General features: G+C 35.8%; 25 protein-coding genes. 9 read left to right on the top strand and 16 right to left on the bottom strand.

What is annotated here, in order from left to right; all coding sequences use genetic code 11:
- From AO843_RS02905 to AO843_RS02930, 6 genes are all read right to left on the bottom strand, one after another.
- The coding region (locus tag AO843_RS02905; protein WP_197278865.1) for an IS3 family transposase at nt 1-686 on the bottom strand (686 nt) is incomplete at its 3' end.
- Nucleotides 626-1,306 carry a helix-turn-helix domain-containing protein gene (locus AO843_RS02910; RefSeq protein WP_054609663.1) on the bottom strand — a complete coding sequence of 227 codons (681 nt, stop codon included), beginning with the start codon at nt 1,304-1,306 and terminating at the stop codon, nt 626-628. The genes AO843_RS02905 and AO843_RS02910, both read right to left, overlap by 61 nt.
- 275 nt (nt 1,307-1,581) lie before the next feature.
- Nucleotides 1,582-2,706, bottom strand: a complete 1,125-nt coding sequence (gene solA / locus AO843_RS02915) for an N-methyl-L-tryptophan oxidase (protein ID WP_054609867.1) — start codon at nt 2,704-2,706, stop codon at nt 1,582-1,584.
- Between the two features lie 128 nt (nt 2,707-2,834).
- Nucleotides 2,835-4,187 (bottom strand): uracil-xanthine permease family protein, encoded by a 1,353-nt coding sequence (locus AO843_RS02920; RefSeq protein WP_054609664.1) that lies wholly within the window; start codon nt 4,185-4,187, stop codon nt 2,835-2,837.
- 51 nt (nt 4,188-4,238) lie between these two features.
- Entirely contained in the window at nt 4,239-5,606 is a 1,368-nt protein-coding gene (gene guaD, locus AO843_RS02925; protein WP_054609665.1) for a guanine deaminase, read from the bottom strand.
- A 199-nt stretch (nt 5,607-5,805) separates the two neighbouring features.
- Nucleotides 5,806-6,696, bottom strand: a complete 891-nt coding sequence (locus tag AO843_RS02930) for a LysR family transcriptional regulator (RefSeq protein WP_054609666.1) — start codon at nt 6,694-6,696, stop codon at nt 5,806-5,808.
- A gap of 115 nt (nt 6,697-6,811) precedes the next feature.
- Between AO843_RS02930 and AO843_RS02935 the strand changes: the two genes are divergently transcribed.
- The 3 genes from AO843_RS02935 to AO843_RS02945 all read left to right on the top strand — a co-directional run bounded on the left by AO843_RS02935 (nt 6,812) and on the right by AO843_RS02945 (nt 9,451).
- Nucleotides 6,812-7,996 carry a YbfB/YjiJ family MFS transporter gene (locus tag AO843_RS02935; RefSeq protein WP_054609667.1) on the top strand — a complete coding sequence of 395 codons (1,185 nt, stop codon included), beginning with the start codon at nt 6,812-6,814 and terminating at the stop codon, nt 7,994-7,996.
- 185 nt (nt 7,997-8,181) lie between these two features.
- Nucleotides 8,182-8,922: a class I SAM-dependent methyltransferase gene (locus AO843_RS02940; protein ID WP_054609668.1), complete on the top strand. Its 741-nt coding sequence runs from the start codon at nt 8,182-8,184 to the stop codon at nt 8,920-8,922.
- A 13-nt stretch (nt 8,923-8,935) separates the two neighbouring features.
- Nucleotides 8,936-9,451, top strand: coding sequence for a DUF6886 family protein (locus AO843_RS02945; protein WP_054609669.1), 516 nt, complete (start codon nt 8,936-8,938; stop codon nt 9,449-9,451).
- Between the two features lie 49 nt (nt 9,452-9,500).
- On the opposite strand, the gene AO843_RS02950 is transcribed toward AO843_RS02945, so the two are convergent.
- Entirely contained in the window at nt 9,501-9,986 is a 486-nt protein-coding gene (locus tag AO843_RS02950) for an NUDIX hydrolase (protein WP_054609670.1), read from the bottom strand.
- 357 nt (nt 9,987-10,343) lie between these two features.
- Between AO843_RS02950 and AO843_RS02955 the strand changes: the two genes are divergently transcribed.
- Entirely contained in the window at nt 10,344-10,793 is a 450-nt protein-coding gene (locus AO843_RS02955) for a 2-thiouracil desulfurase family protein (RefSeq protein ID WP_054609671.1), read from the top strand.
- Between the two features lie 56 nt (nt 10,794-10,849).
- Here AO843_RS02955 and AO843_RS02960 read toward each other — a convergent pair whose 3' ends face one another.
- Both AO843_RS02960 and AO843_RS02965 read right to left on the bottom strand, forming a co-directional pair.
- A complete protein-coding gene (locus tag AO843_RS02960; protein ID WP_054609672.1) occupies nt 10,850-13,234 on the bottom strand; it encodes an ABC transporter permease in 2,385 nt (794 codons plus the stop codon).
- 3 nt (nt 13,235-13,237) lie between these two features.
- Nucleotides 13,238-13,996: an ABC transporter ATP-binding protein gene (locus tag AO843_RS02965; protein ID WP_054609673.1), complete on the bottom strand. Its 759-nt coding sequence runs from the start codon at nt 13,994-13,996 to the stop codon at nt 13,238-13,240.
- A gap of 161 nt (nt 13,997-14,157) precedes the next feature.
- Here AO843_RS02965 and AO843_RS02970 point away from each other — a divergent pair, with 161 nt between their 5' ends.
- Nucleotides 14,158-14,916: a DUF4184 family protein gene (locus AO843_RS02970; RefSeq protein WP_054609674.1), complete on the top strand. Its 759-nt coding sequence runs from the start codon at nt 14,158-14,160 to the stop codon at nt 14,914-14,916.
- A 13-nt stretch (nt 14,917-14,929) separates the two neighbouring features.
- On the opposite strand, the gene AO843_RS02975 is transcribed toward AO843_RS02970, so the two are convergent.
- From AO843_RS02975 to AO843_RS03000, 6 genes are all read right to left on the bottom strand, one after another.
- A complete protein-coding gene (locus tag AO843_RS02975) occupies nt 14,930-16,372 on the bottom strand; it encodes a HAMP domain-containing sensor histidine kinase (RefSeq protein ID WP_054609675.1) in 1,443 nt (480 codons plus the stop codon).
- Between the two features lie 9 nt (nt 16,373-16,381).
- Nucleotides 16,382-17,089 (bottom strand): response regulator transcription factor, encoded by a 708-nt coding sequence (locus AO843_RS02980; RefSeq protein ID WP_054609676.1) that lies wholly within the window; start codon nt 17,087-17,089, stop codon nt 16,382-16,384.
- Nucleotides 17,090-17,121: 32 nt separating this feature from the next.
- Nucleotides 17,122-17,823 carry a resistance to Congo red protein gene (locus tag AO843_RS02985; RefSeq protein ID WP_054609677.1) on the bottom strand — a complete coding sequence of 234 codons (702 nt, stop codon included), beginning with the start codon at nt 17,821-17,823 and terminating at the stop codon, nt 17,122-17,124.
- A gap of 17 nt (nt 17,824-17,840) precedes the next feature.
- Nucleotides 17,841-18,713, bottom strand: a complete 873-nt coding sequence (locus tag AO843_RS02990) for an ABC transporter ATP-binding protein (RefSeq protein WP_054609678.1) — start codon at nt 18,711-18,713, stop codon at nt 17,841-17,843.
- Nucleotides 18,714-18,874: 161 nt separating this feature from the next.
- Nucleotides 18,875-19,894, bottom strand: coding sequence for an ABC transporter permease (locus AO843_RS02995; RefSeq protein ID WP_054609679.1), 1,020 nt, complete (start codon nt 19,892-19,894; stop codon nt 18,875-18,877).
- Nucleotides 19,891-20,619 (bottom strand): ABC transporter ATP-binding protein, encoded by a 729-nt coding sequence (locus AO843_RS03000; RefSeq protein ID WP_054609680.1) that lies wholly within the window; start codon nt 20,617-20,619, stop codon nt 19,891-19,893. The genes AO843_RS02995 and AO843_RS03000 overlap by 4 nt, the downstream gene beginning before the upstream one ends.
- Before the next feature lie 116 nt (nt 20,620-20,735).
- Between AO843_RS03000 and AO843_RS03005 the strand changes: the two genes are divergently transcribed.
- On the top strand, nt 20,736-21,332 hold the full coding sequence (locus AO843_RS03005) for a TetR/AcrR family transcriptional regulator (protein ID WP_054609681.1): 597 nt from the start codon (nt 20,736-20,738) through the stop codon (nt 21,330-21,332).
- A gap of 124 nt (nt 21,333-21,456) precedes the next feature.
- On the opposite strand, the gene AO843_RS03010 is transcribed toward AO843_RS03005, so the two are convergent.
- Nucleotides 21,457-22,356: a hypothetical protein gene (locus tag AO843_RS03010; RefSeq protein WP_054609682.1), complete on the bottom strand. Its 900-nt coding sequence runs from the start codon at nt 22,354-22,356 to the stop codon at nt 21,457-21,459.
- Nucleotides 22,357-22,965: 609 nt separating this feature from the next.
- Here AO843_RS03010 and AO843_RS03015 point away from each other — a divergent pair.
- The 3 genes from AO843_RS03015 to AO843_RS03025 all read left to right on the top strand — a co-directional run bounded on the left by AO843_RS03015 (nt 22,966) and on the right by AO843_RS03025 (nt 25,567).
- Nucleotides 22,966-23,979, top strand: a complete 1,014-nt coding sequence (locus tag AO843_RS03015; protein ID WP_054609683.1) for a hypothetical protein — start codon at nt 22,966-22,968, stop codon at nt 23,977-23,979.
- Between the two features lie 428 nt (nt 23,980-24,407).
- Complete coding sequence (locus AO843_RS03020; RefSeq protein ID WP_054609684.1) at nt 24,408-24,980, top strand: class I SAM-dependent methyltransferase; 573 nt, start codon at nt 24,408-24,410, stop codon at nt 24,978-24,980.
- Nucleotides 24,980-25,567: a DedA family protein gene (locus AO843_RS03025; RefSeq protein WP_054609685.1), complete on the top strand. Its 588-nt coding sequence runs from the start codon at nt 24,980-24,982 to the stop codon at nt 25,565-25,567. Before AO843_RS03020 ends, AO843_RS03025 begins: the two co-directional genes overlap by 1 nt.
- Nucleotide 25,568: the final 1 nt, after the last annotated feature.

A 25,568-nucleotide genomic window follows, 5' to 3' on the forward strand; every position in this document is an offset into this window, starting at 1 on the left:
TAACCACGATCGCTATGAATAAGAGGATGCTCATCTTCTTTTAATTTTTGTATGGCTGGTGTCATCGTTTGAAAAACGAGTTTATTGTTATTCGAGTGCTCTAATACATAACTCACAATCGAATTGTCGTATAAATCGATAATGGCGCTTAAATAAGCCTTTTTGCCATTTCCATATTTAAGCTCCGTGACATCTGTACACCATTTTTGATTAGGTTGATCTGCTTTGAACTCGCGACTGAGTATGTTTTCTGCTACATAATCTAGATTCGATTTACGATATTTTTTTCGTTTTCTACGGATCACCGATTTTAATCGACACATTTTCATCAAACGATAAATACGTTTTTTATTTACCATCGGTAAATCTACTTTTTCCCGATGGCGATTGATTGTAAGTGTGATGCGTCGATATCCATAAATCCCATCTACTTGTGCATAAAGGTACTGAATTGATTCTAGAAGCTGTTCATTCTCGATTTCTCGTGCTGATGGATGACGGTTCAACCACTTATAATAAGCAGCACGTGTAACACCGGCAATTTCACATAATAAAATGATTGGCAATGCTTCCTTCGCTGCTAGTTCTTGAATGACAATATAACGGTTATGTATACGACTTTTACTTAACGTCGCCTCCTTTCGATTTCCTCTAACTTTTTTAAGAAGAGATTTTCTGCACGTAATCGTTCATTTTCGCGTTCCATACGTTGGATTTCTAAACGAAATTTGTCTTCAGTGCTTAACTCTTCTTCTAACTTTGTACGGCCACGGCGATCTTGTAAACCTAATTCCCCGGATTTTTCGAATTTTTTTACCCATTGATATACTTGTTGGTAAGAAATCGCATATTGTTCAGCTATTACTTGATAATTCTTTTCGTTGGCAATACAAGCTTGTACTATTTCAATGCGCTCCTGTACTGTTGTTTTTCTACCTTTAGTCATAGTTTGGCTCATTCCTTTACTCGAATCTTTTAATTCACTATGACTAGTATACTTTTTAATCCAATTTCGCAAAACGGATGTGCCAGAAAGTCTATATTTTCTAACAGTTTCTCTTAATGAATAACTTCCTGAAATATAGTCTTGAACAGCTGCTAGCTTTATTTCTTTCGGATATGTATTATGATTTTCACTTCTATTAAGACTTTCCTCTCCAAAAAACAAGTAATTATTTTGCCAATCTTTGATTGTTCTAGAATCAACTTTATACAACTCGGCCACCTCATTAAGAGTGAAATGGCTATTTTCATAGAAATTTAGAATTTCTAATTTTTCTTCTTTTGAAAAGCTGTATTTTCTCATAAAAAAACCTCCCCAATAGGCAAACAGATTTTATTTTTTAATCTGTCTACTTATTGGGGAGCGTATCATTGTTAGATGTGTCTAACAATTGGGGTGCAGTTCAGTTACCTATTTGGGGTTTTTCTTCCTAGTCAAGTATGCAATTTAAAAAAGCATTCGACACCGCTAATCCGAATCGTACTTGTTTGCGTAAATGGTAATTTGTTTGAAAAAAATCTAATAGCCATCTGAAAAAAGACTGCATAAATTACAGTCTTTTTTATGGCTCATTGTACTCAAAATATATTAAATCGACTAAGCTGAAAGCGTGTTAAATCCTGCTTACACTCTCCATTTAACGTTAATTCTGCGAGAACTTCCCCAACGGCACTACTAAATTTAAAGCCATGACCTGAAAAACCTGCAGCAATGACAATGTTTTGATGTGTAGGTAAGAAATCAATGATGAAATCTTCATCTGGCGTCATGGAATATTTACACGTTTTCCCGTATTTTAACGGCCCATGCTGTGGCATGAATTGCTCAATGAAATTTTGTAAATCTACGCTATCCATGTCATCGAACGGACGAAGAGGAACATTTGGATTAATTTCCTCGCCTCCATCATGTCGACCAAGCTTTAGCCCTGCTCCATCGATACTTGGGAAGCCATAATAGGAGGAATCGGCAAATTCAAAACAATAGGCTGGAAAAATAAGATCACTATAAAGCTGCTCATCGGCTTCAAACCACGCAAATGTTTTGCGTGTTGGTGTAACAGGGAGAGAGATGTCCAGCGTTTCAAGTAATTCAGTTGCCCATGCACCTGCAGTGACAATTAAATGCTTCGCCTCATAGACTTGACTGCCCGTCTGAACCTGCACAATTTCTCCAGTTTGGATGCCAACGACTTTTTCATTTGTTTGTAAACGTGCCCCTGTTTCCAATGCTAATTTTTTATAGGCTCGAATACATGCTTCGACTCGAAGGATACCAGCTGTTGGCTCAAAGCAAGCCACTAGATTGGCTGGCAAAGTTAAACCTGGCCATTTTTTCATGGCTTCAACAGAAGTATAATATTCAAGTGCTAATTCATAGAGTGCTGCACTAGTTTTTACATTTTGAATAAAATCACATGTTGGTTCCCCAATATTTACTACACCAGTTTGTAAAAATAAGTTTTCATCTGTTAAAGACTCGAGCTCCTGCCATAGCTCACCAGCTCTTTTTACGAAAGGCACGTAGCTAGCTCCTTCACCATAAGCATAACGAATAATTCTTGTGTCTCCATGATGGCTACCATCCTCATGTGGGGGATCAAAAGCATCCAGCATCAAGACACTTTTTCCTGCCTTCGCTAAATAATAACCTGCCGCCATCCCCATTGAACCAGCACCAACTATAATGACATCATATACCATAACAATCCCTACTTTTTTGCTCAAGTATAACAGATTGCTAGAAAATGAGACAGAAATTTTAGAAAAATAAACATGCACAACACTTGCTCTCCAAATGGAGAAAACAGGTTGTGCATGGAATTCGTTGATTATTTTGAGCGTGGTAAAACTTTATTGAGGACAATAGCTACTAATGCAGCTGTGGCGATTGGTGAACCGAATAAATATTGAACAGTTGTAGGTAATGAATACAAGAAATCATCCGGTAATAATGAAAGTGCTAAAGTTAAAATCACTGGTATAGCAATCACATACATTTCCTTTTCACCAATTTGTTCGTTTTTCATGACCTGTAAACCACTAATGGCGATAATTCCGCACACGATTACAAATACTCCCCCAATGACAGCAGAAGGGATCGCTGAAATAAGTGCCGCTAATTTACCAGAGAAACCAAAAACAATAAACCAAATACCTGCTGCAATAAATACTCGACGGCTAGCAATCCCCGTAATGGAGATAACCCCTGCATTTGTAGAGTAACCAGTAACAGGTGTAGAACCTAGTAATGAAGCAATTAAACAGCCAATCCCTTCACCAACAACGCCTCGATTAATTTGTTTATCAGTTAATGGTTTGTCGATGACATTACTAATGGCAAACCATGTTCCTGTTGTTTCAGCCATTAAGACGATATAAATAATGACCATTGTAATAATGGCGGAAATATTAAAGCTAAAGCTGAAATCTGCGAATGGAATTTGTGGCATACTAAACCATTTTGCTTGTGATACAGCTGATAAATCTAAAACACTCATCATATTTGCAGCAATACAGCCTACAATTAAAGCAATAATAACGGAACCTATACGGAATAGGCGGCCCTTTTGATGAAAGACTGTGCCCAACATTACACAAATCATTAGGACAATGGCTGAAATAAGCGCTAAATAAATGTTTTGATGAATGGATGCCCCTGCTCCATTAAAAATATTATCGCTTAAACCGACAGGCATTAAGGATAGACCAACAACAAAAATAATTGTCCCTCCAACAATTGGTGGAATAAATGTTTGTACAATTTTATTGAAGATACCAGTGTAGCCTAAAATAATCACTAAAATGGCACCAATTAAGCTTGCACCTAATATAGTGCTCCAGCCTAAATCACCACTACCACTTGCTGCGTAGATACCAACAATGGCTCCGAGTGGGACATAGGAAGGACCTTGTGCCATCGGTAATTTCATACAGAAATGTGTTTGTACAATAGTTGCAATCCCAGCTGCAATAAAGGTTGATTGAATTAATGCCCCTGCTTGACCAGTTTGTAATCCAATTAGCATGGCAATTAAAAATGGGACAACGTAAACATCCATAGCCATGACATGCTGTAAACCTAGAAGGGCTGATTGGCCAATCGAAATTTTTTCATCTGGTAGTACGGTTAATTTTGTTGTTTTTCTTGTTTCATTAGTTAGTTTGCTATGTTGCGTTTCCACGAAGATGTACACCTCATAAAGATAAATTTTTAATAGACAATTGGTGAATCATTAAACTCTTGAATGTACTTTTTGTCCTTGCACCCAAACCTCACGGATATTTTCAGGACGGACAAGATACATCATTTTTTGGAAAATATCGTGTAACGCTTCTTGGTTATCGAAAATAGGAAGCTTTGCAGAAGGGACCTTTGTATCAATGATTTGTACATCCCATGTATAATTTACCTGTAGACGGCCAATTGGAAGACTTAAGCTTTCCCCGCCACCAGCTGTTGCTAGATAGAAGGCCTCATTAATAGTAATGCGTGAGTTTGGTACACCTCGTTTGTTAGCTTCAATCGTTGTATTTACACCATCCTCTAGCATTCTCGATGACATGACAGCCTGTCTCGCATTATCGAAAAGGCTTGGAGAAAATCCACCTGAAACATCTGAACCTAATCCAATATCAACGCCCAGTGCATGGAAGCGGGCAATAGGAATAACGCTATTCGCAAAATAGGCATTAGAAATTGGGCAATGACCGATAGCTGTGCCTGTCTCAGCAAATAATCGTGCATCATCATCACTTAAAAAATTACAGTGGGCCATGACAGATTTATCACCTAATAAACCAAAATCATGTAAAGCCTCTGCATCATTTTTATGGAATCTTTCCTTGACGTAGCCATGTTCCCAATCACTTTCGCTACAGTGAGATTGAATATGTGTATCATATTTCGCTGCTAATTCTCCTAAGCCCTTTAAAGCATTGTCGGTACAACTTGGAATGAAACGAGGTGTGACAACTGGGTAAACGCCTTGTTTGGTTGTTTTTGCTAATTTCTTAACAGCTAGAATAAATTCTTCTGTATCAGCAAGGGCCCCTTGTGTAGTAGCATCTCGGTAAAAAGCAGGATTTTGTTCAGGATCATCCATAACAACTTTCCCGACTAATCCTCGTTGCCCCTTTTCGGCACAGATTTCTGCTAAAAGAATACTTGCCTCTTTATGAACCGTCGCAAAATATAATGATGTTGTTGTCCCGTTAGCAAGAAGCGTGCTCACTAAATCCTCGTAAACCTCTTGGGCAAATGTTAAATCCGAAAATTTTGATTCGATAGGGAAGGTGTATGTGTTCAGCCAATCATAAAGTGGAATATCTAAAGCTGTACCAGATTGTGCCCATTGTGGTGCATGAACGTGCAAATCGACAAACCCTGGCAAGAAATATTGACCTTCAGCTAATTGCTGGAAATGATTGTGGTGTTGGTATGTAGTTAATAATTGTTGATAATCAGCATGTTCAGGAGCGACTGTTTTTTCAATCATGCCATTTGCATTAATGAAAAATAAATAATCTTTTAAAATCTGAACTTCAGTAGCAGATTTACTAGTAAAAGCTGTTCCTTTAAAAATTTGCGTATATTCAGTCATAAAAACCACCTTAATGTTCGTTTATTGATAATAACACGGATTATTATAGGCTATTAAAACTATTAAGTCTATAAAAAAACGAATATTAATGATGAAGAGTTAGCGGGTAGTGAAAATTGCTACCTACATTTTTACAGCTTTGACAGACGATGATAGATGCAAAGAAGGCACTCTATTTCGATGACAGAGTGCCTTTTCTCTAAGAGATCGATTCATTAATGATATGATGAAAGTTATTAAAAGAAGAGGAGTGATGTTGATCATTTTTTCGTGTACAAAGATAAATTGGCCGTTGAATGTCAATGTCCTTAATAAACACTCGTGCTACTTGTTGCTGTTGGATAAAGCTAGATGCTGCGATGGATGGAGCTAACATCGTCCCGAAACCGGCTGCAATAGCATGAATGGATTCATTTATTCCATCCAGTTGTAGCCCTACTTTAGGCGGTGGAATCTTATGCACTTTACATAATGCATTTAAATATTCTTTTGTAGAGCTACCATCTTCTCTTGTTACAAAGGGCTGTTGCATAAGTTCTGAAAGTGAAACTATTTGCCCTGCTAGAGGATGTTTGTAGGGCACGATAAACCAATAATCTAAATTCATGAGAAATTGATAATTAATATCAGGGTGGTGGCCATCTTCTTTAACGATAAAGGCTAAATCTGCTTTATAATGGAGTAACTCTTCTATTACTTGCTGTGAATTAGCAGTTTTTAAATGAATATGAGTAGTAGGATAGACTTGTTTAAAATGAGCCAGCAATTTTGGTAATAAGAAATGAGAGGGGACATGTGTAGAAGCAATTTGTAATTCCTCAGTGCCTGTATTTTTTAACTGATCTACCTTATTTTCGATATCTTTTTCTAAATCAAATAAGCGCTGTGCTTGTTTATATAAAAAAGCGCCACTCTGAGTTAATGTAATGCCTCTACCTTTTGATTCAAGCAATGTCAAACCTAGTTCTTTTTCTAAATTTCGAATTTGAATGGTTACAGCGGGCTGACTAATCATTAGGGCTTGAGCAGCTTTAGAAACACTATTGAGCTCGGCTACCTTTGTAAATAGCCGTAGAGCATGTAAATTCATGATAGACACACCTTTTATAAATTATTTTTATGCTTTTATATACATTATATATTAGATTTATTAATTTTCGCTCGGTATCCTTTTAATAACAATAGAGAACAAAGGGGGGGGCAACATGAATCGCCAACAAATGGGTATTGTCTTGGGAGGAATTTTATTACTCGTTGTCGCAATGGGCATTAGTCGCTTTGCTTTCACACCAATTCTGCCATTTATGCGTCAGGAAGTAGGATTTTCTTTCGAAGTAGCTGGATTTTTAGCTTCAAGTAATTATATTGGTTATTTTATTGGGGCATTATGGGCGGGCTTTATTCATTGTCAACGTAAAAAGATTTTATTGGCAAGCGTGGTTTTCAATGTCCTATCAGTTGGGTTAATGGGGTTAATCGAAGTATATAGCATATGGTTAGTTCTTCGATTAATCGCAGGTATTACAAGTGGTCTTATTTTTGTCTTAACGTCTAGTATTATTATGGATTATTTGGCGAAGCAATCTTTATCACGATGGTCTGGCTATCTATTTAGTGGTATAGGCTTAGGGATTGCCATTTCAGGTTTATGTGTTCCTATTATTGAAGCGAAATTTGCGTGGCAAGGAACATGGCTAGGGCTTGGAATATTATCAGCAGTTTTTTTACTGATTACAACCATTCTATGGAGAGATTTAGAGATTCAGGATAGCATGAAAGTCGCAAAATCTCCTGATACGAAAATGACAAAGGGCTTTATGCCGTGGCTTATTCTGTCATATGGCTTTGAGGGACTTGGTTATATTATTACAGGAACTTTTTTGGTCGATATTATTCATAATATTCCTTCTCTCCAAGGATACTCTTCGTATAGCTGGGTCATTGTTGGATTAGCCGCAATCCCATCAGCACCTGTTTGGACGATCTTATTAGAGAAGTTTTCAGCTATTAAAATTTTGTTTGTGGCATACATACTTCAAGTGATAGGCATCTTGTTACCAGTATTTTCACAAACCGTATGGAGTGTTTTGTTAGCATCATTTTTATTTGGTCTGACTTTTGTAGGTATTGTAACACTAACTACATCTTATGCACGTCAACTTTTTCCTACACAAAGTGGTTTTGTTGTATCATTATTAACGACTTTTTATGCATTTGGACAAATTATCGGACCTATTGTCGCGGGACAGTTGGTGGAAATTTATAATAGCTATAAAGCAGCACTAGTCTTTGCGGGTATAATTGTCTTTTTTGCATTACTAGTGATGTTAGTAGGTAGATGGTTAACCGTTAAAAAAGAAGCAGTCGCTGAAAATACAATTTCTATATAAAGCATAAAAGCCAGAAATCCTATATGGATTCCTGGCTTAATTATTTACCTAAAGAAGGCGTGCCTCTATCTAAATGATATTAAAAAATAAAATAAAAGTCTATATATTTTTTTCTTTATATGGAAAAATAGACAAGTGCACAAGGAACGTAACGTTACGATTCTACTTTGAAATGAGGACTTTATATGAACACAGAACAAGCCATTCAACGCTGGAATCAATATGCGGAAAGGTATACAGCTAACTACGATGAGCAGGGTGACATTCATCGTGTAGTACTGTTAAATCCCACCATCTTTTCTTTGTTGGAAGAAATAGATGGAAAGCAAGTATTAGATGCTGGGTGTGGAGAAGGATATTTAAGCAGATTACTGATGAAGGAAGGGGCAAGAGTAACAGCTGTTGATTATTCACAAAAAATGCTGGACATTGCTAAGGAAAGAACGCATCAACAGAAAGCTATTCAATTTTTACAAGGGAACTGTGAAGATTTAACGTTTTTAGCAAATGAACAATTTGATTGTATTGTTTCAAATATGGTTCTCCAAGATTTAGAGGATTATCAGGCTGCGATAGGTGAGATGTATCGACTCTTAAAACCTTCTAGCACTTTTATTTTTTCGATTCTACATCCGTGCTTTGTGACACCAAATAGTGGATGGATAAGACATGAACAGCTAGATCAGCAGTATTGGAAAGTCCAACGTTATTTTTATGAAGGGGTGTACCAACAGCTAGATGCTGAACCACCAATAGTTCTATACCATCGAACATTAACAAGCTATGTGCAAGCAATTAGGCAAACTGGATTCACCATTGAAAATATTGTAGAGCCGAAGCCATCACAAGAGATGCTAGAGAAGTATCCTCAATTTGTGGAAGATTTGCATTGTGCAGATTTTATTGTTTTTAAATTAAAAAAATAAAGGAGAAGTATCCATGCGTTTATTTCATGTGAGTGAAGACCCTACTATTACGATTTTTCATCCTCGGCTACCTGAGCGACCAGATTTAGATGCCACAAAAGGGCTTGTATGGGCGATCAACGAGAGATGCTTGCCCAATTATTTAACCCCGAGAGATTGTCCTCGTGTTTGTTTTCATGCAGGAGTACAAACAACAAAGCAGGACAGACAACACTATCTAGTGCAAGCTTCTCATGTAATAGTCATTGAAAAAAAGTGGTTTGAAGTATTGAAAAATACGAGACTTTACCTATATGAGTTTGATAGTAATGGATTCACATTACAGGATGATAATGCGGGGTATTATACAAGTGAAATAACACAAAAGCCCATCAATGTCTCTGAGGTTGACGATATATCTAAAATATTATTGGAACGAAATGTTGAATTGCAAGTCGTGGATAGCTTGTGGGAAATCCATGATGAAATCCAAAATACAAGCTTGAATTGGTCGATGTGTAGAATGCGCTTTGCACTGCCAAGACACTAAAAACAGGCCTCGTCCATGCAATAGGTGCATGACGAGGCTTGTTTGTCTATTAGATAGTAGATGTTTGTTCGATGGGTGTTGAAGAGATATTAACTAATTTTTTGTTTTGATATGTAAAGATATATTCATAGTTAGTTGTTTCATTGAGCATTGTTGGCAAATAATATTTTAAATCCGCAATACCCACATTTTCAGGATGGAACACCCAAGTAAGTTCCTTCCAATCAAGAATACCCTCAGCAACTTTTATAGGTGTAACATATGTAAACGATTCAGGTAATTCTGCTATAAATGCATACATACAGCCATAGTGAACGATCCCATCTGTCCATGTGATTTTACCTTTATAGGTAATATCCTCAACCGTAATACCTGTTTCTTCCTTGATTTCTCGAAGTGCACCAGCTAAAGGTGTTTCATTCTGTTCAATTTTACCGCCTACGCCATTCCATGCACCCATCCAAGTTGGATAATCTCTATTAAGTAAAAGAATTTGCTCATCCTTTTTAAGAAAACAAATAGTAAACTCAACCAAAATCCGTTCCTCCTTTTCCTAATTTACTAGCTGAATCAGGTTGAGACTTGCCAGTACTGACTCCAATGATTCGTTAGCTTTAAAATTTTCCAAAGCTTATATTCTTCCGATTCCATATATATCGGGCGATTGCCAATTACTGTTAAAATTTTCTAGTGGAACTATCAAGAATATATCGATTAATTGTATTAACAGATATTTGAATTACTGGGACTAGCTATTCCAACGATCGATCATTGTTCATCTCATTGATAAATATTGTATCAGAGAAAACGCTAAGTCACTTAAAATTTTATCATGTACACGTGTTAAAATGATTTTATTCATTGAGATGATTTGAGGGAGAGGGGAATAGTAGTGATTTTAATAAGTGCTTGTTTAGCAGGATTAAATGTTCGTTATAATGGTACCAACAGTCTAGATGAAAAAATACAAAAGCTTATGTTAGAAAATAAAGCTGTCACAGTTTGTCCCGAGCTGTTGGGAGGTTTTTCAACTCCTCGTGAGCCTGCTGAAATTGTGGGAGGCAATGGAGAAGATGTTCTTGATGGCAAAGCCACCGTAATTGAAAGGTCTGGACGCGATGTCACAGAGCTGTATCTAAAGGGTGCATATGCGACCTTACAAAAAGCACTTGAGGTGGGAGCGACTCAGGTCGTCTTAAAAGAAAATAGTCCATCCTGTGGTAGTGCAGAAATTTATAATGGTGAGTTTAACGGTACAAAAATAGTTGGAGAAGGGGTAACCACAGCATTACTCCGAAGAAACAATATTGTCGTGTTATCTGAAGAAAATATTTATGAATGATTGCTCCTACAAAAATAACTTCATAAAAGAGGCCCCTAAACTAGTAGGGGCCAAGTTTATTCCACAATTAATATCCGAGGTGAAGTTTTAGCAATAACTTTGGTTGAGATCCAGCCGCCAAAACAAGCCGCTAACACACTTACAAAGCTAATTGCGATACTAGTTGGCCAGTCTATCACAAGTGGTAGTTCGAGTAAGCCGTACTCTAAAATAATCGAATGTAAAGCAAGAGGAATTAATTTTATACCGATAATAATGCCTACTATTGCCCCGAATGTGGATAGGATTAAAATACCGGATGTAATGGACCACCTAATATTTGTAGAGGTCATTCCAATGGACTTATAAATTCCATACGTACTACTTTCTTTTCTAACATTAATTCTAGATAAACTAAAAATTATGATGCATGTGACGATGATAAATAAAAAGCCAACGATTGAAAGTGGGATGACTAATACTGCCACAACTTCTTTATAGACATCATCTAATAATACTTGTTGTGTGTCTGCTGATAAAGAACTTTTAAAGTGAGCTTCCAAATCCTCAGCAATTTGAGGAGCGGTTGTATCATCTAATAGATTCATCATACTAATTTCAGAAGCAGAATAGGTAGCGTTATAAACTTTAATAACATCTGCTGAAATTCTCGCCGAGTTCGACATATTTGCAATAGATTGATAGATCCCTGTAATGATAAGAAAATGTTGCTTTCCCTCAATGTAAACTTCTACAATATCACCTATATTTTTATTTAAAGACCGCGCGACATTAATGCCGATAGCTATCTCATTTTTACTTATAGGATTACGCCCAAACATGGTTTCGTAGCCAACGGCATCAAAGCTACCCTCGATTACATTGACACTGATATTTAATGGCGAATTGTTGTCGTTAGGAAGTACTCCCGTGAATTGATCCAACCATGCATAATCTTTAATACGTTCATCTTCCATTAAAAAATCTTCAAATTGTCGTTTTGAAAATGTCTCTTTATTAAATACAGTTACTACTACATGTGATGCATCATACCCCCACGAAGGTGAAGTCTCTTTGATGGAGATAAAACTATTCAATATGACCACACTAAAGACGAGTATGGCAGACGTTATAGAGGTAAGCGCTATAATAAGGATGGAACTTTTTAAATTCTTTGTTATGCTTTTCAGTCCAATTTGAAGTTGAATGGGTAGATCAGATAAACGAAATAGTCTACTCGAGCTGCTTCTACGGCGATTTATTTTGCTATTTGCACTTTCCGACATGCCATACTTGATTGCTTGGACAGGTTCCACCTTCCGCGCCTTGTTCGAGTAGAAATAGGCGGTGAGTAGCACAATGCCAAATAGGATGAGGGCAATCAGCACGGTAAGTCGAGCATCTTGGTGAATGGCTAAATGATTTCCTGCCTTCAGATAGGATAAGGAGCTTTCTATAATTATTCTGGAAAGGAATTTACTTACGATGAGTCCAGGAATGATTGAGAAAGCAGACAATAATCCGAATTGTAATACGTAAGTAGCACTTATCTTTCGAGACGATAGACCGAGAGATTTAATAACACCTATTGTTCTGTAGTTCGTTAAAATGGCGTCGGAAATGCTAAAACCAATTATAAATAAAGATACCAAAAGCATGGCTATACCAAAGGCAATCATGATAAAGCCAATGATTTTATTAATAATTAAATAAAAAGAAGCTATTTCTTCATATTCCATTTTAGATTCAAGATAAGGTCCTTGCAGATAGTTTTCAAAATCACGCCAATAGTTGGAGCTTTGCTGATAATCGTCAAAGCGTAATGCCATCATGTATTGTTCAGAACCGATCATTGATGCTAAATGCAACTGGTAGTCAGTATTGTTCATCCAAATACGAGCGTTTGTTGTAAAGGGACCTCCATACGGCATATCTACTACAGTACCTGAAACCGTTAAGCTAAATGTTCTCTCACCAGTATTAAATTCAATGGCATCACCGAGTGAAATGTTAGCACTTGATGATAATGAGGTGGGAATCCAAATTGTCCCTTTGGGTGGAGATGTTTTCTTTTCTCCCTCTGAAAATAATAATTGATCAATCATTGAAGGTGCATTTGGTGTATCCATCATAAATAAATAGAGATTGGACATTTCTTTCCCTTTGAAGGTAATCCCGGATAGATTTCTATAGGGAATTAAACTGGATGCAGTAACGCCAGGCTGCTCCTGCCACCAATCGTTTACAGCAGTAGGATTATGAACATTTTCACCCATTGTTAAAATTTGATGGGCACCATTTGAATCATGATGGGCTTTTTCAAAAATATTATTTGTATTGGCCAGTATTGTTACAGAAGTAGCCAGTAAAAGTGTTGATAGGAAAATAAGGACAACCATTAGTCCATTTTGTATTTTTCTTGTTCTTATATAGGATGAACAAAGAGTAAGAATCGCGTACATTTTTTACTCCTTTCCAGCAACATAAGAAAAGATAATGTGTTCCCGCTCTTGTATGTTGGTATGATCATATTTTTCGAAGTTTAAGATCCCATCTATTTTTCCATCCTGAATGATGATAAGGCGATTCGCGCGACAAGCTGCCTTAATATCATGTGTAATCATGACAACAGATTGCCCATTCCTATTTAAATTCGTTAGGATATCTAATACTGCTACACCTTGATCGTAATTTAAACTACCAGTTGGTTCATCCGCAAATAGCACTTCAGGATTGTTGACCAATGCTCTAGCAATAGCAGCTCTTTGTTGCTGACCACCTGATGTTTGAGAAGGTAAACGATTTCGTTGCTTTTCAAGACCCATTAAACTTAGTAGTTGCTCTACTTTTTGTATGACTTCGTTTTTATTTGTTTTCGCGATATATCCGGGAAGAGCAATGTTTTCTAAAAGCGTCATATCTGGAATGAGATTGCTACTTTGATAGATATAGCCAACCTTCTGTGAACGAAAGGTCGCTAGCTTTCTCTCTGAAAAGGTATCCAGTTTCTCTCCCTGAAAGTAAACTTCACCTGCCGTGATTGTATCAAGTCCACTTAAAAGATAAAGAAGCGTTGACTTACCAGACCCAGAATTCCCCATAATAACGGTGAAATCCCCTTTATAAATGTCAACATTCATATTTTTAATTGCATGGAATTGTTCGCTGCCAGTTGAGTAGGTTTTACATAAATTTTGGGCTCGAATCAGTATTTCTTTTTCCATGATAAGGCCTCCTCTTGATTCATTTTCTTTAGTGTAATATGTAATTATTAGTAAGTCCTTATGAAATTATTAATAAATTCTTACAGTCAGAGTAACCTTTTCGAATGGAAAACGTTGTAATAAGCGGTTTAATAGATGTCATAAAAAAGGAGGCTAAAGATATGCCATTAACATTTGCTCAACCGGCGGCGGTCTTAACTTTTTCTAGAAACAGTAAATATATTCATTTTGCTGCCTTGGTTTTAGGTAGTATGGCGCCAGATTTCGAGTATTTTTTAAGGGGCCGGCCAATAGGGGAGATTGGTCATACCTTTACAGGGTTCTTCTTATTAAATCTCCCCCTCGTACTATTGATTTACTTGATTTATCATCGGCTTATCCATCAGCCTATAATAAGCCATTTACCTGAATTTTTACAGGATACATATAGCCATCAAATAGTAGGAAATAAAACATGGAAGGTATTTGTTTTTGGTTACTCAGCATTACTGGGTATGCTAACGCATGTCATATGGGATTCATTTACACATCTAAATGGGTTAATGGTGACAAATCTTCGGGTTCTTACTCAAACATATACTGTCTTTGGATATCAAATACCGATTTATAAATTTCTACAACATGGGAGTACATTATTTGGTATTATGCTTATCTTTGGATATTTGTATTATCGGGCATCTTTGATGGAACATAAAAAAACGCCAGTTATATCGCCTCAGAAAAAAATCATTTTTTGGAGTGTACTAGCTGTTTTAACGCTCGGATATGTATGTCTATGGCAGCTTATCAATGCCATTCCTTTAAGTAGTTATGAAATATGGGTTGTCCGTATGATCGATTCATTTTTTTTTGGTATATTTACACTTTCATGCTTTTTAACATATAAGGAAAGAACGCTGAAAGATAAAAAGACTTCCTAGAATGGGAGTCTTTTTACGAGATAGGGAGTGTAAGTGTAAAGGTAGTGCCCTCATTATGCTTGCTATGAAATGAAATTGAACCATAGTGGGCTTCCATAATATGCTGACAAATGGATAGGCCAAGCCCTGCGCCCTCATTTTTAATAGCTGATTCTCTAGCAGGCTGTTGACCTCTATAGTACCGTTCAAAAATAAAAGGCATATCTTCTGGAAGCATCCCATTTCCGGTATCTATTATTTGAATATAGAGTGATTGATTTTCGATATAGGCAGTAATGGTAATGGTATCTCCATTAGAAGATTGTTTAAGCGCATTAGTAACAAGGTTGGAAATAACCTGCTCTAATCGATCAGCATCCACTTGAATTAGGACATTAGGAATAATTGTGGGTCCTATAAAATGAATATTCATTGTGTGGACATAATATTGAATCGGTTGCAGAATGGTTGTAAGAACGTCTCGGCTATATTGTTCTTTTAAATGGATGGGGATATGGCCTAGTTCCTTTAATGTGTGAATAAATAAATCATCTATTAGCCTCGACATTTTTTCCGTATTTTTCTGCATAATATGAATATAGGACATAAGCGAATCTTCATCTCGACAAATCCCCTCTGAAATAGCATCTAAATAAGCTTTGATTGTAGTTAGGGGCGTTCTCACTTCATGAGAAATATTAGATATGAGCTTTTTTTGATTTTGCTCTTGTTCATTTCGCTGGGTCGTTAACTGTTTAATCTCTAAACGCATTTGATCAAATATTGCATACAATTCACCAATCTCATCTAATGTCGGATGAGTGCTCATTTTTTCGTAATTTCCTTTGACTATTTCCTCTGTGTTTTTTTTCAACTCTTGTAAAGGTGTTAAAATATCTTTATACGCTTTCCTTATCATACATAGGGCTAGACTAATAATCAAAAGGCTTAAAACACCCGTCATGATCAATATAATTAAGTAACTGGAATTGGGTTGTTTTAAAGGAAATAGAATGTCTTTGTTCAGTGAAAAAATAGCATTTCCGATCTGTTCATTACTTTCTTCATTCATAATAGGAAAGGCAATTTTAATTTTTCCTGGCTCTTGTTGTGATGTAAATAAATCATAATGTACATCATTTTTGATATGAATCGAAGATGAAAGATCATCCTCTATTGTATTTAAAATTATTTTTTCATTTAAGTGAACTACTGTAATACCAATTTCCTGGTCATTACCCATTTGCTGAAGCTTGCTACGTATCACTGAATCTAGTTCTAAAACTGTAAAATGATCTTCTATGTACAATAATAGAGGATTAACTGATAATCGAATTTGATTGATTACATATTGATCTGGTGATTCCTCTTGAGCTTTGTTTGTAGCAAAAAATAGTGAAAGGGCACCAATAAACAATAGTACAATACAGATTAATAGGGTCCAAAACCATTTGTTCATCCAATTTTTTAGGTACATTTGATTCTCCTATGAGTGATTGGGTGTACTAAACTTATAACCAACCCCCCAAACTGTTTGAAGATAAACAGGACTAGAAGGATTGACTTCCATTTTTTCTCGAAGCCGTCTAATATAAACCGTAATCGTATTTTCATCCCCATAGGTGTCATAACCCCAAACGGCATCAAGCAATTGACTTTTGGAGAAAACTTGATTTCTATTTTTAGCTAGAAAAAATAATAATTCAAACTCTTTTGCTGACAGAGGAATAGCCTTGTTATCACGTAAAAAAGCATACTCCTGTTTATTTATTTCCATATTATCAATGTGAATGATATCTACCTGACCGCTATTATGCTGGAGCCATCTATCCTGTTTGCGTAAATGAGCATTTATTCTTGCTACAAGCTCACTTAGAGAAAATGGTTTTGTCATATAATCATCTGCCCCAAAACCTAACCCTAATACTTTATCAGTTTCACTGCCTCGAGCACTTAAAATGAGTATCGCAACATTGCTATTTTCACGGATTTTACGGCATATTTCGATACCATCACAATCTGGTAGAGATAGATCTAGGATAATGAAATCAGGTATGGACTCTTGTAAATAATGGATAGCTTCATGGCCAGTTCTTACAATATGTGATTCGAACTGATTAACACTTAAGTAATCCTTAATGATATTGGCAATATCATTTTCGTCTTCAATAATTAAAACTTTGATGTTCTTCATTAAAACTATCTCTCCTTATTAAGAAATCTAAATCATTTCCTTCGACGGTTGACTAGGAAGAAAAACAACACAATGCTAAGGAATGCGTAAATGATTATCCAAGCAAACTGCCAGTAAAAAACGTAGGGGATAACTTCTATTTGATCGCCAACACTCATCATTTCTAATGAAAAATGAACAGGCGGAAGTAGCCAAAGGAGACCAGTTTGAATATTATTTTTTAAAGTAGCGATGACGACAGAAATAATAAGAATACATATTACACCCCACCAAGTATTTTGCCTATTTTTTACAAGCTCCCTTGTAAACAAAGCAGTGAGTGCAATAGCAAGTAACGATAAACTAAAATGAGACAAGAATCCTAACAAAATATGTAGTGGTTTGGGCTTCTCGAAAAACGCATCGATTAGGATTGGGTAGCTGACGGAAACACAACTTAAGCTGAAAGCAATCAGCCCACATAGAATGAATATCCCAAAATTGTAATGTGTTGAACTTTTGGCATGAAGAGTAGTAATCATTTTTTGTCCTTCATCCTCAGCATGAAACAATGTAACAGTAAACCAGCCCATTAAAAAAAAGAGAATAAGCGATGTAAACGAATAACTATCTAATATTGGATTAGGGACAAAAGTATAGTTAACGACAAGACATAGGATGAAAATTGTAAAAGGTGGAACGTATTGATAGGTTCTTAAATAATTTTTAAATTGATAGTGCAATAAACTGCTCATCTTTTTGATTCCTCCTTTCAAAAAAGAGAAGAGAGTTGTTCTTTTTTGTAATTTACGGTAGCTAAATATTTAATAGAGGCATTTTTTTGTAGTAATTTCAGCAAAATTTGATCTGAATCTTTTGCTTGGACAATCGTTACGATTTCATAATGTCCATTCACTAAAGATCGTTTTTGCTGAATCTCCATAAAAGGTGAAATTTCATCGAGTAATGATAGGCTAGCAATTTCAAATATTAATCGATGCATTGGATAGCTATCCAATTCCTTTTCTTGAATGATTTGATTGTCTTGAATAAGCAAAACTGAATCCACAAGGTTTTCGAGTAATTTGGTTTCATGGCAAGTTAGGATGATGCTTAAACCTTGGTCTCTTACTTTAGCCAATATTTGTTCAAAATCATTTTGAGCTTTGGCATCAAGTCCTGACAACGGTTCATCCATTATTAGTAAATCTGTTTCTTCTAACATCGCCTGCATAATCATCACCTTTTGCTTCATGCCTTTTGAGAAGTGGACAATCCTTGTATTTTGCGCCTCTTTTAATTGGAACATATCAAGCAATTCTTCTATCTTTTGCAAAAGATGTTTTTTAGTCATACCCCGAATACGCCCCAAATGATAAAGATATTCTTGGGGTGTAAATAGAATATGAGAAGGAGTCACTTCAGGTACATAACCAACTTTTAACGATGATCGATGCTTAACAATGGTACCGCTGTCTGGTTGAATGAACGCTGCAATGATTTTCAGTAATGTACTTTTTCCAGAGCCATTTTTTCCTACAAGTGCAATAATTTGATTGGCAGCAATTGAAAACGAAGCATTTTTTAAAATTATTTTCCCATTGTATTGTTTACAAACGTTTTGTACTTCCAAAATAGTAGTCATCTTCACACACCTTTATTTTTCGGTTTTCTCTTGACCATAAAATAATTATAATGAAATTCGGTCTGTCATTTCAATGAAATTGGGTAAATTACCTGTTTTTAACTATGTTATTTCCCAAACAAAAAAGTTCTGCTCTTTATAGGCAGAACTTTAAAGTTTAATTATAATGAACGATATTTTTTTAAACTGATAATATTTAAAGTAATGAAAACAATGGCGAAACAAGCAAGTATTGTGAGATTCACTATAATATCATAGAAGGAATATCCTTTATACATAACGCCATTTAATGCGTCTGCTGCATAGTAAAGGGGCATAATACGGCCGATATTTTGAAGCCATTCTGCCATACTATCGAGTGGGAAAATGCCCGAAAAGAATACTTGTGGAACAATGACCAGTGGTATAAATTGCATCATTTGAAATTCAGAAGCGGCAAAACTCGATAATAGTGCACCTAACGATAAGGATACAAGAGCAACAACCATATTAATGAGTAAAACAAGCCAGATAGAGCCTACATGGACAATATCAAGCACATAGATGCCAAATAACACGATAATAATCGTTTGTAGAAAGGCAAAAAGACCATAACCAACCATATAGCCTGCTACAATTTCTGATCGTTTAATGGGTGTTGCGAGTAAGCGTTCCAATGTCCCAGAGGTGCGTTCCTTTAACAGGGCAATGCCAGTAATTAAAAAGACAAAAAAGAACACGAAGAAGCCAATCAGCATGGGACTAAAAATATCGAAAATGGCAGTATCCGCCTCACCGTAAACATAGTCTGTTTCCAAATTGCCCATAGCAGTTAGTGATGGCTGATGTAAAATTTGAGCAAGTTGCATCGTTAAAGCTTTTGCCTGGGAAGGATCGTCATTTAATAAAGTTAACTTACTATTATTTTGTTCTATTGCTAGCCATCCATCATACTCTTTATCTTGGAGTTGTTTTTTCGTAAATTCATCGTCCTCAATAATAGAGAAATCCGCATTTTTTAGTTTTTCGATTAATGGTGCGGGACCATTGGAAACGACAAGAGTGATAGAAGCTTCGTTGCTATTAAAAATAAAGTACATTAATGACAGTACAAGAAGGGGGGCTAAAAATAATAAAGCAAGCGTCCGTTTATCTCGTTTCATTTGTTGGATGATTCTTGTCACAATTGCACCAATCCTCATAGTACGTCACCTCCGGCCTTTAAAAATACTTCATCAAAATCTTTTGCTTGGTAATGATTTTTTAATGCTTGGGGTGTGCCTTGTGCAATAATACGGCCATTTCTCAGCATAGCTAATTGATCACATCTTTCTGCTTCATCCATGGCATGGGTCGTAACTAAAATTGTTTTCTGTTCTTGATCTTTTAAACGAATGAGCTCTTGCCAAATTTCCTTTTTTAGGACAGGATCAATTCCAACTGTTGGTTCATCTAAAATCAATAGTTTGGGATTTTGAATAAGTGCAATAGCTAGGGATAATCTTCGTTTCATTCCTCCAGAATAATTCCCCACATTCAGTTGTAAATCATCGGTCAAACGGACAAGGTTTGCGGCATAGGCTACTCTCTCCATTCGTTCCGCTTTCGACAATGGATAAAGCTTTGCGAAGAAATGTAGATTTTCTTCCCCCGTTAAATCTGTATAAAGTGCATCTGATTGTGCCATATAGCCGATATCCTTCAATAATTGTTGATGTGGCACTACCAAATCTAATACTTCAATAGTGCCGTTATCCGGTTTCAACATGCCCATAATCATTTTGATTAATGTTGTTTTACCACAGCCGGATGGACCAAGTAAGCCCATTAATTGCCCCTTAGGAATATCTAAAGAAAGGGGGGCAATGACCTGTTTATGTTGAAAACTTTTTTCAAGGACTTTTATAGAGATGGCATGGTTATCCATATAAACCTCACTCCTTCACTGAACACAATGTTGATTTGATAAAAATTTTACGGTAGCATGTGAGCAAATACAATAAACAGTTTGCTAGTATGTGTTAAGTAAATGGAGGGAAACTCATGTCCGTACATGAAAAAATGAATTTTGAAACAAAACAAGCGATCAAAAAGGCTTTCATACAGCAAGTAGAAGAAGAAGGCTTTGAACGTGTAACAGTAAAAAAATTAGCGCTAACAGCTCAAATTAATCGAGGGACGTTTTATTTACATTATTCGGATAAATATGATGTGATGGAGGACTTGCAGCAGGAGCTATTAATGGAATTAGAACGCTATGTAAAGCATGTACAACCAGTGGATGCCTTCCAAACAATGAAAATGGGACAACTTTATCAACCGTTCATCAAAGTAATCGCCTGTATAAAAGAACACGCACCGGCCTTTCGGATGTTATTAGGCGAGCAGGAAAGTCCAGGTTTTACACAAAAGATGAAAATCATTTTTGGTAATCATATTTTGGATCGATTATCGGTATTACGCGAGGAAGTGCAAGATCCAGAATTTCAGCAATACTTACAAGCCTTTATAGCGTCTGCTATTTTAGGGGTGATTCAAGAGTGGTTAGACAAAGGCAATGAAAACTTAACTGTAGAAGAAATGGTAGCCCTGCATTTTCGCTTATTACGTTTTTTAGGGAATGTAGTGGCTGATAGTTAATCGTAAAAAATTTACAGAGCAAAGAATGCCATGTACCTCAAGCAAATGTCTAATGAATTAAAAAAGAACATGATTAGGACCACTCACATAGCCTCACACATGTTCTGATTATGCGTATTCAACTTTATTTCCCATAATAATCATTTAAAGCAACTTCCAAGCGCTCTTCTAAATACTTTGAAATATAGTTTAAAACAAATTGCTCTTTTTCCATTTCAATTTGAGAGGATCTGAACATCCTAGTGAAAAAACCTACTTGATTGTTATTTGAAAATTGCTGCAATGCTTCCGTACGCAAAGTAGAGACGATTTCATTTTCAATATGGCGTTCCCTAATTTTTTGTACAATATCTTTTACACTGTTTTCTTGTAGTTCGGTAATTTGTTTTTGGAGATTTTCATTTTCCTGTTTTAGTTCAGTTGTTTCTTTTTGAATTTCCTCAAACTGAAGGGTGGAATCGGAGGATAATCGTTGAATGTTCTCGGCAAGAAATTCCTGATTAATGTTTACTTGTAACGTTCCTTGCTCTTCATTCGGCAAAATCTGAAAGAGCCCTGTTTGGATCATTTGCTGCAGGACGTTTCCAAGAACATCGATTTTATGGGATAAATCCTCAGAATCCATGGTTGTTGCGGTAATTTGATGCCTCAACAGCTGACCGTTATCATCAATACCCAGCAATAGTTTTATACCCTTCACACGATATTCATCCTTTAATAATAAAATCATTCGTAGTCTTAAAATAGCCGGTAAGTTTAAACGGATATTACCATTTACATTAGGTGTAGCATTGTCGAAAATGTACTGCTCAAATGGTTTCAAATAGTAGCGAAGCATGGCGTCTGTAATATCAAACCAACCAGCGATTTCTGCTATCGTATAGTGATAGGTTTCATCGATGTCCGCTAAATAATCATCATTGTATAGGCTCTCTTCTAAAGGCGTATGTTGTAGTGCTACAAACAATGGGTCATCTTGCACAATTCCAAGTACCATTTCTTTTGCATCATTTACTTTAAGCATCCTTCACACCCCACTTTATTTTTCCCGTGACAAATTGTTCTCTATATAGGTTTCTATTCGATTGGAAGCAATTGTATGCCTATTTTATGTAGGAAATAATCATTAGAACAAAGTACCTTTTAACCTTTTATGACTCTTTAGAAAAAAATAAGTCGTACTAAGTGGAGATGCGTTGATGCATAAGAGTAAGGGGGTTACCCATTAAATAGATACCCTAGAATCCAATAAATTATAAAAACTTCAATAATATTCTATTATTTTTATAATTTCTTTCACTTCTCCTCTTAAAGAATGAACATAAACTTTAAGATCATTTTTACGGAGGCCCTTTTCACTTTATGAACCGAAAATAATATTTCCTGTAAACCTAATCACCCATACATTTATAATACTCGCTTGTAATAATTATTTCCTATTCTGAATTTATTTATATAGATCTTATTGTTTGATTCATACAAGCTCATTTACCTAATTTTTCACCACTAAAAATGCACCTAATGTATAAAAATAGAGATAAATATATGGACTTATTGTAGAATTTCCCATTATTGCACGTTATAATGAAATTGGAAGTTTAATAAAATTATAGTAAGGAGAAGGATAAACGTTTTGAGGAATTTAACTAAAATCATTATTACTTTTGTTCTTATGCTAGTGGCTACTGCTTCAACCTTTAGTCTGTCCGTTGATGCGGCTAATGAAAAAGTCTCCAAAATACATAGAGTATCAAATCCAGAGTTTTGTAAAAACAAATTTTTCCCATTGGAACTGACCAACGGATTGTCGATTGGAGTGTATAGAGGCGAGTCTAACAACTTATGCCAGCCAATACTCCTAAAAGGTAAGAATGAAGTATATTCTTTCGGAGGTCCATTTATGGAAGGGTATATGCAGTTCACTATTACCGGAAACAAAGATACATTTATGTATTATAGAGATTCTGGTCGTGGCGGTGACACCCTCCAATTAGTCGGAGCACGCTCAAATGGAGAAGTTTTCCTAGAGAAAGAGATTGCTAATGGTACTGGCATCAACGCCGAATTCCTTTCACCTAATATAATTGAAATAGGAATAGAGGGGTATAATGAAGATTATGTTGCCATGGCCGATAAATTTACGGGGATATTCGATACAAAATACTTTTCGCTTACTAAAGAAGGAGAGATAAAAGAATTAGATTATATCGATAAAGAATTTGCCGATTTAGCGAAGAAGGGGCAATTAAAATGGATGCCAGGGCATTTAGGCATGCAATATAAATCTTTAAAAGCCAATATTCAAGGCACGCTTGATTATGGCGAAATTCCTGTCTATAAGACACCAAAAGCAGCATACAGTTTCCCTCCTAAAAATAAACTTGAAGGAATGGAAGCAGTTAATGCTATCAGCAAAGTAGATTTAATAATGGGCTCGCGAAAAGAGCTAAATGAAAAGCTACAGTCATATTTCGGCAAGCCTATAGCAGAAAATATACATGGTGACAGCTATGTGTATGCTTACAAAGCTGGTCAATATTATGTAGTGATAGCAGGGGACGCTCAAAGCAAAGAAGCGTATCTTACGATTGGGACAAAGATCGGTATTAATATTTTATTTTGGCCATTTAGCGGGGGCATAAAATAATCTGTCTAATGCAGACTCTCTATTTCGTAATAATAATTTTAGAACATGTTAAGACAAATGAGCCATTTAAAGGTTCAAAAATCTTAGTGTGTTCTTTTTTATTGTCAAAAAGTATAAATGAGGGTAACAAAAGACGGTCACAATTTTTGTTATGGGGGCTGGGTTCAAGGAGTCTTAAAACTGGCGATAAATTTTATGAATCCTTATCCAGAGATTCATGTAGATGAAAAGGCAATGGGGCTAGGTTATATATGCTAAAGGGAAGATGCATTTGATAAAAAATTACCCATCCATAGTTAGCTCAATATAAATACAGTTAAATAATGTAAACTCTTAAGGAAAAATTAAGAATTCCCCTCTTAATTCTTTAAGAAATGCTCATTATTGTTAGAACTAACAACGATTAAAACAAAGCGAGGAGAATATATATGCATTTCATCACGTTCCTAACTGAATTTATAAAACATCCGAAAACAATTGGCGCCATTTCACCTAGCTCCAAAAAATTAGCACATAAAATGGTACAGCCCATTTGTTTTGAAAATGCTCAATGTATTGTCGAACTTGGGCCAGGGATGGGTTCTTTTACAAAGGAGCTTGTAAAAAGAAAAAAGCCAGAAACATTGCTAGTTCTCATTGAACATAATACGACTTTTTGTGAAAAACTACGTCAACAATACAAGCACGAAACCAATGTTTTGGTGATTAATGGTTCTGCAGAAAATTTGATGCAATATTTGGCGCAGTTCAATATAGGGGAAATTGATTATGTCATATCTGGATTACCATTTACTTCCTTAGAGGCAGAGGTATCATGCAGTATTTTAAAAAATGTACAGGGTTGTCTGCAAAATGGGAAATTTATTACGTTCCAATATTCACTAGTGAAAAAATCTTTTTTCCAAAAATATTTCGAGTTTATCTCCCATGAAAAAGTGTGGATCAATATGCCACCAGCTTATGTCCTTAGCTGTCAACTTGGAAATACGAGGATCCGTTAATGGAACTACAAGATCTTTTATTAGTTATTGAACAATATGGCTATTTTTCATTGTTTTTTAGTTTATGGTTAGGCATTATCGGCATGCCTCTGCCAGATGAAATGATTGTGATGAGTGGTGGTTTTTTATCGTCATTAGAGACGATGAGTGTATGGAAATCTTTTTTAGTGACTTATTTAGGTGTCGTTTCGGGTCTATCTCTAGGGTATGTCCTAGGTAGATTATTTGGTCATCGAGTACTCGATAAACTTCTGAAAAAGAAAAAGGCAAAGTATTTATTGAAATCCAAAGAACTGCTTGATAAATACGGCCGTTTTGCATTAGTCTTTAGTTATTTTATCCCGATTGTCAGACACATTCTTCCATACTTAGTGGGGATGAATAATATGTCATTTAAGACATATGCTTTGTTTTCGTATACAACCGGCTTTGTGTGGACATTCATTTATTTCACACTGGGTCTATTGTTTGGGAGTCAAATTGAGTATATTTCTATGCTGGCTACAAAATATGGTATCTATTTTGGGATTGTCATCGTAATTGTCTGCTGTTTTTATTATTTTTATATACGAAAATTAAAAAAATAGT

The sequence above is a fragment of the Lysinibacillus sp. ZYM-1 genome (genome assembly GCF_001308875.1).
Classification (GTDB): Bacteria; Bacillota; Bacilli; order Bacillales_A; family Planococcaceae; genus Lysinibacillus.

Coding starts and splice junctions, on each gene's coding strand:
- AO843_RS02970 (WP_054609674.1), top strand. CDS start 14,158: ATGCCATTAACATTTGCTCAACCGGCGGCGGTCTTAACTTTTTCTAGA.
- AO843_RS02910 (WP_054609663.1), bottom strand. CDS start 1,306: ATGAGAAAATACAGCTTTTCAAAAGAAGAAAAATTAGAAATTCTAAAT.
- AO843_RS02945 (WP_054609669.1), top strand. CDS start 8,936: ATGCGTTTATTTCATGTGAGTGAAGACCCTACTATTACGATTTTTCAT.
- AO843_RS03020 (WP_054609684.1), top strand. CDS start 24,408: ATGCATTTCATCACGTTCCTAACTGAATTTATAAAACATCCGAAAACA.
- AO843_RS02990 (WP_054609678.1), bottom strand. CDS start 18,713: ATGACTACTATTTTGGAAGTACAAAACGTTTGTAAACAATACAATGGG.
- AO843_RS03005 (WP_054609681.1), top strand. CDS start 20,736: ATGTCCGTACATGAAAAAATGAATTTTGAAACAAAACAAGCGATCAAA.
- guaD (WP_054609665.1), bottom strand. CDS start 5,606: ATGACTGAATATACGCAAATTTTTAAAGGAACAGCTTTTACTAGTAAA.
- AO843_RS02965 (WP_054609673.1), bottom strand. CDS start 13,996: ATGGAAAAAGAAATACTGATTCGAGCCCAAAATTTATGTAAAACCTAC.
- AO843_RS02940 (WP_054609668.1), top strand. CDS start 8,182: ATGAACACAGAACAAGCCATTCAACGCTGGAATCAATATGCGGAAAGG.
- AO843_RS02985 (WP_054609677.1), bottom strand. CDS start 17,823: ATGAGCAGTTTATTGCACTATCAATTTAAAAATTATTTAAGAACCTAT.
- AO843_RS03010 (WP_054609682.1), bottom strand. CDS start 22,356: ATGCTTAAAGTAAATGATGCAAAAGAAATGGTACTTGGAATTGTGCAA.
- AO843_RS03025 (WP_054609685.1), top strand. CDS start 24,980: ATGGAACTACAAGATCTTTTATTAGTTATTGAACAATATGGCTATTTT.
- solA (WP_054609867.1), bottom strand. CDS start 2,706: ATGGTATATGATGTCATTATAGTTGGTGCTGGTTCAATGGGGATGGCG.
- AO843_RS02935 (WP_054609667.1), top strand. CDS start 6,812: ATGAATCGCCAACAAATGGGTATTGTCTTGGGAGGAATTTTATTACTC.
- AO843_RS02980 (WP_054609676.1), bottom strand. CDS start 17,089: ATGAAGAACATCAAAGTTTTAATTATTGAAGACGAAAATGATATTGCC.
- AO843_RS02995 (WP_054609679.1), bottom strand. CDS start 19,894: ATGAGGATTGGTGCAATTGTGACAAGAATCATCCAACAAATGAAACGA.
- AO843_RS03000 (WP_054609680.1), bottom strand. CDS start 20,619: ATGGATAACCATGCCATCTCTATAAAAGTCCTTGAAAAAAGTTTTCAA.
- AO843_RS02960 (WP_054609672.1), bottom strand. CDS start 13,234: ATGTACGCGATTCTTACTCTTTGTTCATCCTATATAAGAACAAGAAAA.
- AO843_RS02930 (WP_054609666.1), bottom strand. CDS start 6,696: ATGAATTTACATGCTCTACGGCTATTTACAAAGGTAGCCGAGCTCAAT.
- AO843_RS02975 (WP_054609675.1), bottom strand. CDS start 16,372: ATGTACCTAAAAAATTGGATGAACAAATGGTTTTGGACCCTATTAATC.